The 12015-nt window shown below is 51.9% G+C and carries 8 protein-coding genes and 1 tRNA gene; 6 read left to right on the top strand and 3 right to left on the bottom strand.

What is annotated here, in order from left to right; translation table 11 throughout:
- Positions 1-6: 6 nt before the first annotated feature.
- A tRNA-Cys gene (locus Q0628_RS08495) sits at positions 7-79 on the top strand.
- Between the two features lie 87 nt (positions 80-166).
- Here the strand turns inward: Q0628_RS08495 and Q0628_RS08500 are convergent.
- Positions 167-622, bottom strand: a complete 456-nt coding sequence (locus Q0628_RS08500) for a hypothetical protein (RefSeq protein WP_298770071.1) — start codon at positions 620-622, stop codon at positions 167-169.
- A gap of 181 nt (positions 623-803) precedes the next feature.
- On the opposite strand from Q0628_RS08500, the gene Q0628_RS08505 reads away from it, so the two are divergent.
- From Q0628_RS08505 to Q0628_RS08525, 5 genes are all read left to right on the top strand, one after another.
- Entirely contained in the window at positions 804-1466 is a 663-nt protein-coding gene (locus Q0628_RS08505) for a DNA alkylation repair protein (protein ID WP_298770073.1), read from the top strand.
- A 308-nt stretch (positions 1467-1774) separates the two neighbouring features.
- Positions 1775-3748 (top strand): 4-alpha-glucanotransferase, encoded by a 1974-nt coding sequence (locus tag Q0628_RS08510; protein ID WP_298770075.1) that lies wholly within the window; start codon positions 1775-1777, stop codon positions 3746-3748.
- 43 nt (positions 3749-3791) lie between these two features.
- Positions 3792-5051 carry a glycoside hydrolase family 13 protein gene (locus Q0628_RS08515; RefSeq protein ID WP_298770077.1) on the top strand — a complete coding sequence of 420 codons (1260 nt, stop codon included), beginning with the start codon at positions 3792-3794 and terminating at the stop codon, positions 5049-5051.
- Positions 5052-5292: 241 nt separating this feature from the next.
- Positions 5293-7932 (top strand): protein translocase subunit SecD, encoded by a 2640-nt coding sequence (secD, locus tag Q0628_RS08520; RefSeq protein ID WP_298770079.1) that lies wholly within the window; start codon positions 5293-5295, stop codon positions 7930-7932.
- Positions 7933-8104: 172 nt separating this feature from the next.
- On the top strand, positions 8105-9040 hold the full coding sequence (locus Q0628_RS08525; protein WP_298770081.1) for a magnesium transporter CorA family protein: 936 nt from the start codon (positions 8105-8107) through the stop codon (positions 9038-9040).
- 3 nt (positions 9041-9043) lie between these two features.
- Here the strand turns inward: Q0628_RS08525 and Q0628_RS08530 are convergent, their stop codons facing one another.
- Together Q0628_RS08530 and gyrB are read right to left on the bottom strand one after the other, a co-directional pair.
- Positions 9044-10048, bottom strand: coding sequence for a polyprenyl synthetase family protein (locus Q0628_RS08530; RefSeq protein WP_298770083.1), 1005 nt, complete (start codon positions 10046-10048; stop codon positions 9044-9046).
- Positions 10048-11988: a DNA topoisomerase (ATP-hydrolyzing) subunit B gene (gyrB, locus tag Q0628_RS08535; protein ID WP_298770085.1), complete on the bottom strand. Its 1941-nt coding sequence runs from the start codon at positions 11986-11988 to the stop codon at positions 10048-10050. Before gyrB ends, Q0628_RS08530 begins: the two co-directional genes overlap by 1 nt.
- Positions 11989-12015: the final 27 nt, after the last annotated feature.

Consider the following 12015-nt stretch of genomic DNA (forward strand, 5'->3'; position numbering starts at 1 on the left):
CACTTTGGCGACGTACCCAAGTTGGTAAGGGGCGGCTCTGCAAAAGCCTTATTCATCAGTTCGAGTCTGATCGTTGCCTCTTAAAACTCCTTCTCACCCCGAGAGGGAGTTTTTTTGTTTATGACATAAGAGTTGGGTTGCAGAAGATTCGGGGTGCCTAAACGCTTTATATGGGATTCTTGCGGGGTCTACCGCGGCCGCGCTTGATGGGAGTCCCGTCAGGATTAGTAGTTGCATCGGGGTGCTTGGCCTTGAAAATCGACTGGATTTTCTTGGCTCGTTCTTCGGCCTTCTGTTTGGCTAGATCAGCTGCTGATACGATGACGGATTTAGGTTTTTCACCCGTTTTAGCACCGAAGGAGACCTTGAGAACCCTTCCTGATGCCGGTCTGGATGGTTCCGAAATCGTGGAACGCGGAATTTTCGGCACATTTCCGAATATCTGCGCGGCAATCTTTTCGGCTTCCTGGCGCTCGTTTCGCGTTTTGATGGCTTCCCGCTCCCTCTTGGATGGCCTTAAGGAACCATTTCTTTTTTTTCCGTTAGTTGCACGGGTCCTTGTTTCGGAATTCTTGATTATTTCTTCGTCGGACAAGCCACGGAGTTCTTGAGGGACTTCCATGATAGGCGCTTCTTTTTTGGATAAAATCTGGATCATAGGGCTTTTTTAGGGGCTTCTTTTGTTTGTCAAGAGTAAAAAATGTCTTTTTAATGTAAAAAAACCGCACCAAATTTAAAAAAAATAAAAAAAGTGCTTGTCAAGACCTAGAAAAAAATTTTTTTTTGGACTATTTTTGGCATACATGCTTCGGTTTACACAAGAAATATTACTTGCACTCCGCGCCATCTCTAATGAAGAAGAGGCGCATGAAATGTCTAAGAAGGCTCGTGAACAATTCGATTTCCTCGGAATTCGTCTGGTTCCCCGTCGCGAAGTAACCTACCCCATATTCGATAAGTACCCGCCCAAGGACGGTGACGAGTTGGTTTCGAGGGTGGAGGACATGTGGTCGCAGCCGTATCGTGAAATTCAGTATGCGGCATGTGACTATTTGTTCCGTCATAGGTCCTTGCTTGGCGGTCAACATCTGGCTTTCTTGAAGAAACTGATAAAGACTCGTGCCTGGCGGGATACGGTTGATACCTTGGCTGCCTGCGTCCTTGGCGATTTGGCATTGCGGTTGCCGGCCCTCCGCGTAAAGATTGCTTCCTGGATTCGCGATCCGAATGTATGGGTGCGTCGTAGCGCCATTATATTCCAAATACAGTACAGGGATCGTACTGATTGGCCGCTTCTAAGGCAGTTCTGTCTGACTTGCGCTCAGGACGAAGACTATTATATCAGAAATGGAATCGGCCGAGCCCTTTCGGAATATGCCCGAATAAATCCGACTGAGGTTCGTCGCTTTGTACAAGATAATTCCTTTGCGGAGCAGACGACTCAGGAAATTCTACGGCTGATTTAAATAAAACGAATGAACAAGAAGCTCCCCTCTCGATGGAGAGGGGAGCTTTTTTATTGGCGTCAGAGTGATTAGCGTTTGCTTGAATTGGTCAAGGGCGGTCCTCCGGGTGTGGATCTGGTCCGGGAACGGGACCTGCCTTTGCCGATTCACTGAAAGGAAATACGAATCGTCCGCGCAAAACGCAGCCCGGGGCTCCTGGATCACATTCCTTCTTACGTTTGTTGCAAAATGTATTCCGCAAATGCCTGCATTCGTAGCTCATGAAAAAAAGTATAGAAAAAAAGGTTGAATCTTTCTAAATTTAGAGCATGCGTTACGGTGACATTTCTTTTTTCCAGAGCGGCGTGGCCGTTCCTCTTTTTAGCCTTTATAGCCATCAGAGTATTGGTATAGGCGAGTTTCTAGACCTGATCCCTTTTGGACGCTGGGCTCAGGCGTGTGATTTTAACATCATACAGCTCTTGCCGGTAAACGATACGGGTTCAGAATCAAGTCCGTATAGTGCGAGAAGTGCTTTCGCCTTGAATCCCGTCTTTATCAATATCCAGTCTGTCGCCGGATCATCAGAATACGAGGACGAGATTCAGGAAGCCAAGACGGAGTTTGACAATCAGAAAAAGATCGACTATTATCGTATTTCGACTTGGAAGCGTTCTATCCTCTGGAAAATTTTTGACAATCGCTACGAGATTCTCGAAAAAGATTCCGCATTGAATTTATGGATTGCGGATAACGAGTGGGCAAAGCCTTATTGCGTCTATTGTACGCTGAAGTCGATGAATCATGAGTCGAGCTGGAAGGATTGGCCGCAATACAGTAATCCTTCGGCCAAGGATATTGAACGCCTGTGGGCCAAGTACAAGAAGGAAAATCTTTTCCAGGCCTGGATGCAGCTGGAGGCCGAAAAGCAGTTCAATACGGCCGTGACGACCATTTCAAAGATAGGTCTTCGTCTCAAGGGAGATATTCCGATTCTCATCAACGAAGACAGTGCGGATGTTTGGTCTGAACGCAAGTTCTTCTCGCTTGAGGATCGTGCCGGTGCGCCACCTGACATGTTCAGCTATAGCGGACAGAACTGGGGTTTCCCGACATACCGTTGGGATGTCCTTGAAAAGGATAACTTTATGTGGTGGCGTCGTCGTTTGGCGCAAGCTAGCAAGTTCTACCATGCTTATCGTATAGATCATGTGCTGGGATTCTTCCGTATTTGGTCCATTCCGCAGACAGAAACAACTGGTATCCTCGGATACTTTAATCCCTGCGTGCCGCTCACTTGGGACAAGCTGAGCTCTGCGGGTTTCATCCGCGAAACGCTTGAGTACCTGCGCCGTCCGAATTATGGTGTGGAACAGCTCCGTGAATTCTTGCACGAGAATACGGAACGCCTGATTCCGATCTGTTTCACGCAGCTCGAAGGTCATCCGGACCGCCTGGTGCTGAAGCCGGAATACTGTTCCGAAAAGGCAATTCTTGCTTTGGATGAACCGCAGGAAGTCAAGGATTCCCTGCTCAAGGTTTATTGGAACCGTGTCTTTGTCCCGTCGGGTGACGAAAATACCTTCTATCCGTATTGGTACTGGTATAACCAGCCAGTTTTGTTTACGCTTCCGCAAAATGAACAGGAAAAGTTGCGTGACCTGATTCAGGAAAATGAGAATTCGCAGAATGCCCTGTGGGATGCGAATGCGACAAAGCTTCTGTCCGTACTTTCACAGGAAACGGATATGCTGGTCTGTGCCGAAGACCTTGGCGCCGTACCGCCCTGTGTCCCCGCGGTTCTGAACAAGCTCAATATTCTTTCGCTTCGTATCGAACGCTGGGCCCGCAACTGGAATGCTCCATATTCTCCGTACTACGAAATGGACGAATACCCGCGCATGTCCGTTTGTGCGACAAGTTGCCACGACACGTCGACTCTTCGTGGCCTATGGCAGGAACCGGATTTCGATCGGGATCTGTACTGGTCTCATGCGCACTTGCAAGGGAAGGCTCCCGAGGAGATGACTCCGTCGGTGGCCCGTATGGTTTTGACTCATGTGTTTAGTGCCAATAGCCTGTTCTGCATTTTGCCCGTACAGGACTACTTTGCCTTGTCTGCGACTCTTTCGAAGGGAAGCCCTGAAGAGGAACGTGTGAATATTCCGGGTACGGTGGGGGGCGCCAACTGGAGTTACCGCATGCCTTGTTCCGTTGACGAACTGATGGATTTCGCTTCGCTGTCGTCGGATATCCGTAGGCTGGTCGATGTTCGTAAGCGTCGTCCACTTTGGAAGTTCTAGAGAATCGTAGACTGCTGGAAGTTTCGGAATGAGGCGCGATGAGATGTTCGCTCCCGCTTGGACAAAAGACGCCGTCTTCTATCAGATATTCCCTGATAGGTTCTGTCGCAGTCCCCGCTACCAGGCGGTAGGCAGGTTCGTGCCCTGGGGCTCCAGGCCCACCCGCGAAAACATGTTCGGCGGCAATCTCGCGGGCATCGAGGACCATCTGGACTACATCGCAGGCCTCGGCGTAAACGCCATCTACCTCTGTCCCATCTTCAAGAGCAATTCCAACCACCGCTACCATACCGTCGATTACTTCGAAATCGACCCGGTGCTGGGCACCCTCAAGGATTTCGACCGCCTTGTCAAAAAGGCCCACAGGCTTGGGCTGCGCATCATTCTCGACGGCGTGTTCAACCACTGTTCTCGCGGATTCTTCCAGTTCAACAGCTTGCTGGAACTGGGCGAAAATTCCCCCTATGTGGACTGGTTTCATGTAAAGGGCTGGCCTCTCAACGCCTATTCGGGCAAGCCCAATTACGAATGCTGGTGGAACTACCCGGCGCTCCCCAAGTTCAACACCGGCTGCCCCGATGTTCGGGAATACCTTTTCTCCGTGGCCGAATACTGGACCCGCCGAGGCATCGACGGCTGGCGTCTCGACGTACCGAACGAAATCGACGACGACTCCTTTTGGCAGGAATTCCGCCGCCGCGTCAAGGCCATCAATCCCGAGGCCTACATCGTAGGCGAAATCTGGGACGAACCCTCCCGCTGGTTGCAAGGCGACCAGTTCGACGGCGTCATGAACTACATCTTCCGCAAGGCGGTCATGAAGTTCCTCTTCGACGAGAACCCCATCTCCGTCCAGGAATTCTGCGACCGGGTCCGCGCAGCTTTCCCCGAGGGCCGCGGCGACATCCCCATGAACCTTTTGGGGAGCCACGACACCACCCGCCTCCTGTCCCAGCCCTGCGCAAGCCTTGAACGCATCAAGCTGGCATACGCCCTCCTGTTCTTTATGCCCGGCGCGTCCTGCATTTACTACGGCGAGGAACTCTCCATGAAGGGCGGCAAGGACCCCGACTGCCGCCGAAGCGTCCCCTGGGACGAACTGGAAAACCGCAAGTCCCAACCGCTCTACGAATTTATCTGTAATCTGGTGAAAATGCGCCGCGAAAACCCCGTCCTCCGCGACGGTTCTCTGAAAATCCGCTCTGCCGACAACGGATTTGCCATCGAGCGTGCCCTCGGCAAAAAAACGATGACGCTCGTCGTGCTGCAAGACGGCTCTGATTTTAAGTTTAATATTATATAAATAAAATAAATAGTCGACCATACATTCGAGGGTTTCTCCTTACAGACAGTTCTGCTCGATTGTTTGCAAAAAATGTGATATTGCCTCACTCTCGCCTTCACGACTCGTTTAGACGAGTCGCTTGAGGCTCGCAGATGCTATCTAAAAGCGTTTTTAGTGACTAATTTCTAATGACGGAAGTCTAATTTTTCTATCTTTGCGCGCAAAACTTAGTGTATAATGCCTTATTAAGGGATTGCAAATGAAAAAAAATAAATTCGGCATGCGAGAACTGATTATTCTCCTCGTCATTGTTTTGTCTGCCTACACGGTATGGCCTTCTATCCAGGTTCACACCAAGAAGGGCGAAGAAAAGCAGACCTTCCTCAAGGAAAATCCGAAGGTGGGTGCAAAGTCCATCAACTTCGGCTTGGACCTTGCCGGCGGTACGGCCATTACGCTCGAAATCGACAAGTCGAACATCAAGGGCGACGATATCAAGGACATTCAGGAACAGTCCCTCGAAATCATCCGTAACCGCGTTGACCAGTACGGTCTTTCTGAACCGCAGATTTCCCCGTCCGGCGACGACCGAATCGTGGTTGAACTGGCAGGCGTGGATGACTCCACTGCAAAGGCTCTCGTGGGTTCGACCGCTAAGCTTGAATTCAAGATCTTGGCCGAAGCCGAAAAGTTTACGCAGGTGGTTGGCCTCATTGACCAGTACCTGACCCGCCAGACGACCGACATCGTGGCTGATTCCGCCGCTACGGATTCCACGGCTGCGCCAGCCAAGGATTCTACGGTCGCCAAGGATACGACCAAGACCCTTTCCGATGACGAATTGCTCGGCAAGGCTCCTGTCGCTGAAGTCGCTGCTACCGATTCCGCCAAGGATTCTGCTGCAGTCGAGGCTCAACCGGCATCTGAGGTCGGCGTTGCTCTTAGCGCTTACTACCTGAGTTTTGGTAACGGTGGCTTCATCGCTGAAGAAAACATCGAAAAGGTGAAGAAGCTCCTTGCTACCGAAGGTGTCCAGAAGCTGATTCCGCGCGATGTCGCTTTCGCTTTCGGCAGCGGTCTCGAACCGGTGCAGCGTGATTCCAAGATCAAGGCCAAGCGCCTTTACTTGCTCAAGCGCCGTGCCGAAATGGCCGGTGACGATGTGGTCGATGCTCGCCCCTACCGCGTGTCTGACGGTGTGAGCGCCGGTGAAGTGGCCGTGAGCCTCAAGTTCGGTGGCATTGGTCCTAAGAAGTTCTCTGCCGTGACTGCCGCCAACATCGGCAAGCAGATGGCTATCGTGCTCGACAACCAGGTGATTTCTGCTCCGGTGATCCGTGACCGTATCCCGAACGGCGAAGCCCAGATTACGGGTCTCGACGACATGGCCGAAGCTAACCGCCTCTCCGTGGTGCTCCGCGCCGGTGCCCTCAAGGCTCCGATGAAGATTATTGAAAGCCGCAGCGTGGGTGCAACCCTCGGTGAAGAAAACATTGTGCAGGGCTTCGGTTCCGGTGCTATCGGCCTTATCCTCTGCTTGGTGTTCATGGTTGCCTACTACCGCCTCGGTGGTCTTATTGCAAGCTTCGGTATGGTGATCAACACCTTGGTGACCGCCGCCGTGATGTCTGTGTTTAACGCTACGTTGACCTTGCCGGGTATCGCAGGCTTCATCCTCGTGGTCGGTATGTCTCTCGACGCCAACGTGATTATTTACGAACGTATTCGTGAAGAACTCAAGAACGGCCTGACTGCCCGCGCCGCCGTGGCCAAGGGTTACGAACGCGCCTTCGGTGCCATCTTGGACTCCAACTTGACCACCGTACTTACCGGCCTTATCCTTTATAAGATTGGTACGGGTTCTGTGAAGGGTTTCGGTCTTACTCTTACGATCGGTATCTTGACTTCCTTGTTCTGCGCAATCACGGTGACTCGCTCTATTCTTGACTGGCGTCTTGCCAAGGCTGATCGTACCACGCTTTCGATTGGTTCCGGCTTCAAGGCCATCAACGAAGCGAACCTTCAGATCATTCCGAACCGCCGTCGTTTCGGTCTTGTTTCCATGATCCTGATTGTGGCCTCTATCGCTTTCATTGCAGTCAAGGGCTTTGACTTCAGCATCGACTTCACTGGTGGTCAGGTTTATACCGTGCAGTATCAGGATAGCGAAAAGCATGAAAAGGACTTGAGCAAGGCTTTGTCTGCTGCCGGTATTTCTGGCACGAAGGTCCGTACGCTCGGCGGTACTTCTGCTAACTCCTATCAGATTAGCATGCGCGCCTCTGACGACGCCCAGTTCGAACTCAAGATGGCTCAGGCCTTCGAAAAGGCCGGTCAGAAGTGTGAAATCGTCGCTAAGGACAATGTGGGTCCGACCATCGGTAAGGAACTGCGCTTCAACGCGATCCTCTCTGTGATTCTCGCATGGCTCGGCATTCTGATTTACGTGTGGTTCCGCTTCGGTAAGTTCGGTCTCGGCTTCGGTGTCGCGGCCGTGCTCGGCCTGGTACACGATACCGTGATTACGCTTGGCTTTATCTCCGCCTTCGGTCTTTCCTTCGATGGCGCCTTGATTGCCTCGCTCCTCACCATGATCGGTTACTCTGTGAACGACACCATCGTGAACTTCGACCGTATTCGTGAAAACACTGCCGTGTATGGTTCCAGCAACTTTGCCGAAACCATCAACAAGTCCCTGAACCAGTGCTTCAGCCGTACCATGGTGACCTCTCTCACGACCTTGTTCGTGTGCGTGATCCTCGCCGTGATGGGTGGTTCTTCCATCCGCGACTTCGGCTTGGTCCAGTGCTTCGGTATCCTTATCGGTACCTACTCTTCTGTGTGCATCTGCTCTCCCGTGGTTCTCTGGTGGAGCAAGCGCTTCAAGAAGGGTGTGTAATCCTTAAGTGTCATCCTGAACGAAGCCCGTAAGGGTGGAGTCGAAGGATCTAGAGATAGCCTCGGTTCAAAACCGGGGCTTTTTTATATCTTTATTCTTTTTGTTTCATACTGTCTACTGCTTACTGCCTACTAATTACTATATTTACCCCCGTTCGATAAAGGGGGCTCCTATGCTCAAGAAGTACTACAAGATCGAATCGGGTCGCCTCGCTAGTGCCCCGAACGAAGATAGCGCCGACATCGTGATGATGGGTTCCTTGAGCCAAGAGCAACGTAGCGTGCTCGTTAAAGAGTACGAAATTACGGAACATACCATAGCTTCCGCATTCGACTCGGACGAGCTTTCCCGTATTGAGTACGACGACGACTTTACCACCATCGTGTTTAAGAAACCAAAGAACTATTCCGCGAGCGACAACTTTCAGTTCCGCGTGGAATCTTTCGGTATCTTCATATTCAAGGACTGGGTACTGCTCTTGACGGACTCTGACATTCCTATCATGGACGAAAAGCGCTTTTCCAAAATTGATAGCTTGAATACTTTCGTGTTGCGCGTGTTGAGCTACGCTATCTTCCACTTCAACGAGCATTTGAAGATTATCAACCGCATCAACGACGAGTTGGAACAGAAACTGCGCACGGCCATGGAAAACAAGTATCTGCTTTCTATGTTTAGCTTGAACAAGGGCTTGATTTACTATGTGAGCGCCTTGAACAGCAACGACACTCTCCTCAAGAAATTACAGATTGGCCGCAGTTTGAACTGGACCGAGGGAGAACGGGAACTGCTGGACGATATCGTGATTGAAAACCGCCAGAGCCTGCAGCAAGCTGAAATCTACGCCAACATTTTGACGTCCATGATGGATGCCCGCGCAAGCGTCATCAGCAACAACGTGAACACGCTGATGAAGAACCTCACCATCGTGACGATTTCTATTTCGCTCCCGACATTCTTCGCGAGCTTGTTCGGCATGAACGTGAAGCTGCCCTTCGGTATGAACGGTGATGCTTCCATAGGATCACCGCTCGCATTCTGGGCAATTATTGCGGTGTGTATTCTATCGGTGCTTGTTTTTATGGCGTTCTGGATGCGCCGTAAATAGAGGTCAGTTTCCGCGGTCGCTCATGGAACTGAACATGGCGACAATTTCATCGGTGAATAGATTGGATGGAAGCGTTTCGGCAATGACGAGCGCCTTTTCTAGGTGATCCTGTGCAGTTGCTTTTGCCTTGTCAAAGGCTTTCTTGACCTTTAGCTTTTCGATGATTTCCTGTGGTACGTTGTCGTCGGAAGCGCGATTAATCAAGTTTTCCATTTCGGCGCGCTCGTCGGAATTGCATCGGTCGAAGTAGTATAGCAGCGGAAGCGTGATGAGACCGTTGGCGAGATCAGTGAATTTCGCCTTGTCCAAGTTTTTGGAGCCGTATCCGTAATCCAACAGGTCGTCTACAATCTGGAACGCGATGCCGAAGTGAGCTCCCATTTCGGCGCAACGGTCAATGGTATCCTTGTCGAATCCGGCTAGGATGGCGCCAATTTTAGCGGCAGCCTTGATCAGTGCGGCTGTCTTGCCATCGATAATGCGGTCGTACATTTCGAACGAAAGTCTCGTGTTTCCGGAATGATCCAGTTCCAGAATTTCACCTTCGATAAGCTTGTCGGCTGCTTTAGAAAGAACGATTGGAATGTCATGGGATTCTTCGTCAATGACGCACTGCATCGACTGTGAAAGGACATAGTCTCCGATAAGGACGGCCACCTGCGTGCCCCATTCCTTGTGTGCGGTCTTCTGTCCACGGCGGATGTCCGTATTGTCGATGATGTCGTCGTGGACAAGACTTGCCAGGTGCAAAAGTTCAATGCCGGCACAGGCGCGGGCGACTCGCTGTGAATCAGGCTGCTCATTGCCACATTGAGCCAATAGGCAGAGGAGCGTTGAGCGAATTCGCTTACCCTTGCGCTGGAACAGAGATTCGAGCCTTTCCCGAATTCCTACGGGTGCGTTCTGGGCAACGCCAAAAATGACCTCTTCGGTCAGTTTCAAAAGGTCGGCGACATGCCCGCGGGCTTGCGTCAAAACGGCTTGAAAGTCTTCCTTTATCGGGGCCATTAGATATCCAGGTCGTTCAGGACCTTGTAGGCGTTGGATTCAATGAACTTGCGGCGCGGTTCCACATCTTCACCCATAAGCATGCTGAAAATCTGGTCGGCTGCGACGGCATCTTCCACATAGCACTGCTTCAGAAAACGCTTGGTTGGGTCCATGGTCGTTTCGGAAAGCTGTTCCGGCGACATTTCACCAAGACCTTTGAATCGGCTCACGGTCACGTTCTTCTTATCCTCGAGCTTGGCCATGGCTTCGTCCTTGTCGTTTTCATCGAACAAGTAGGTTTCCTTGGTGCCGACCTTGAGCTTGAACAGGGGCGGCATGGCGAGGAATACGTGACCTTCGTCGATGAGCGGGCGCATGTAGCGGAAGAAGAAGGTGAGGAGCAAAGTCTGAATGTGAGAGCCGTCCACATCAGCATCGGTCATGATGACGATCTTGTTGTAGCGGAGCTTTTCGAGCTTGCATTCGGTACCGAGCCCGCAACCGATGGCGTTCACCAGGTTCTGGATTTCTTCGGTGTCGAGTACGCGGTGAAGGCTTGCCTTTTCCACGTTCAAAATTTTACCACGCAACGGGAGAATGGCCTGGAACTCGCGGTTACGGCCCATCTTTGCAGAACCACCTGCAGAGTCACCTTCCACGATGAACAGTTCGCATTCCTTGGGGTCGCGGCTCGAGCAGTCGGCGAGCTTGCCCGGAAGTCCGCCACTTTCGAGAACGTTCTTGCGGCGGGCGAGGGTGCGGGCCTTGTGGGCCGCTTCGCGGGCCACGGCTGCGTTGTAGACCTTGTCCAAGATAATCTTGACGGCGGCCGGGTTTTCCTGGAAGTATTCTTCGAGCTTCGCACCGAAAGCGGAGGCGACATAGCCTGCAATTTCGGAGTTGCCGAGCTTGCGCTTGGTCTGGCCTTCGAACTGCGGCTGCGAGACCTTGATGGCAATTACGGCGGTGAGTCCTTCGCGGATATCGTCGGCGGTAATGGTAATGTCTTTCTTGCCCTTGGGCATTTCTTGCGCGAACTTGCTGATGACGCGGGTGAGGGCGGTCTTGAAGCCCGTCACGTGAGTTCCACCATCGTAGGTGTTCACGTTGTTCACGAAGCTAAAGAAGTTTTCCTGGTAGCCGTCGTTGTACCACATGGCCACTTCCAGCGGATACTGACCATCGGGAAGTACCAGGTGAATCGGATCCTGGAACAGCTTGGTGCGGTGTTCGTCCACATAGCGCACAAATTCGGAAACGCCACCCGGATAGCAGAATGTATCGGTTTGCTTGTTTTCGGGGTCACGTTCGTCGGTAAGCGTCAGACGGAGTCCGCTCATCAAGAAGGCTAGTTCGCGGAAGCGTGTTGCGAGCGTATCGTACACATAAACGGTTTCGCTGAAAATTGTATCGTCCGGATAGAATTCGACAGAGGTTCCGGTCGTGCCGTCGCTTTCGCCGAGGTCCACCTGCGGACCGCACGGGACGCCGCGGGAAAATTCCTGTTGTACCACGCGGCCGTTACGGCGCACGGTAACAACCAGCTTGTTGGAAAGAGCGTTCACGCAGCTCACGCCCACGCCGTGCAAACCAGCGGAAACTTTGTACGAACTGTTGTTGAACTTGCCTCCGGCATGGAGCTTTGTCATCACGACTTGGATGGTACCGACCTTTTCCTTGGGGTGAATATCGGTCGGAATGCCACGGCCGTTGTCGGTCACGCGGATGCCGTTACCCGGCAAAATGGTAATTTCAATGTGAGAGCAGAATCCGGCCAGGGCTTCGTCCACGGAGTTGTCCACTACTTCCCAAACGAGGTGGTGCAGACCGCGGATGTCTGTCGAGCCGATATACATGGCCGGGCGCACGCGCACGGCTTCGAGGCCTTCCAAAACGGTAATGCTTGAGCCGCTGTAGTCTTCTTCGGCCTTTTTCATTTCTTCAGATTCTTCTGCCATTTTTTACCTTGTTTTCTTCTTCTAAAT

This window comes from uncultured Fibrobacter sp., from assembly GCF_937877005.1.
In the GTDB taxonomy this organism is placed as follows: Bacteria; Fibrobacterota; Fibrobacteria; order Fibrobacterales; family Fibrobacteraceae; genus Fibrobacter.

Coding starts and splice junctions, on each gene's coding strand:
- Q0628_RS08500 (WP_298770071.1), bottom strand. CDS start 622: ATGGAAGTCCCTCAAGAACTCCGTGGCTTGTCCGACGAAGAAATAATC.
- Q0628_RS08505 (WP_298770073.1), top strand. CDS start 804: ATGCTTCGGTTTACACAAGAAATATTACTTGCACTCCGCGCCATCTCT.
- Q0628_RS08510 (WP_298770075.1), top strand. CDS start 1,775: ATGCGTTACGGTGACATTTCTTTTTTCCAGAGCGGCGTGGCCGTTCCT.
- Q0628_RS08515 (WP_298770077.1), top strand. CDS start 3,792: ATGTTCGCTCCCGCTTGGACAAAAGACGCCGTCTTCTATCAGATATTC.
- secD (WP_298770079.1), top strand. CDS start 5,293: ATGAAAAAAAATAAATTCGGCATGCGAGAACTGATTATTCTCCTCGTC.
- Q0628_RS08525 (WP_298770081.1), top strand. CDS start 8,105: ATGCTCAAGAAGTACTACAAGATCGAATCGGGTCGCCTCGCTAGTGCC.
- Q0628_RS08530 (WP_298770083.1), bottom strand. CDS start 10,048: ATGGCCCCGATAAAGGAAGACTTTCAAGCCGTTTTGACGCAAGCCCGC.
- gyrB (WP_298770085.1), bottom strand. CDS start 11,988: ATGGCAGAAGAATCTGAAGAAATGAAAAAGGCCGAAGAAGACTACAGC.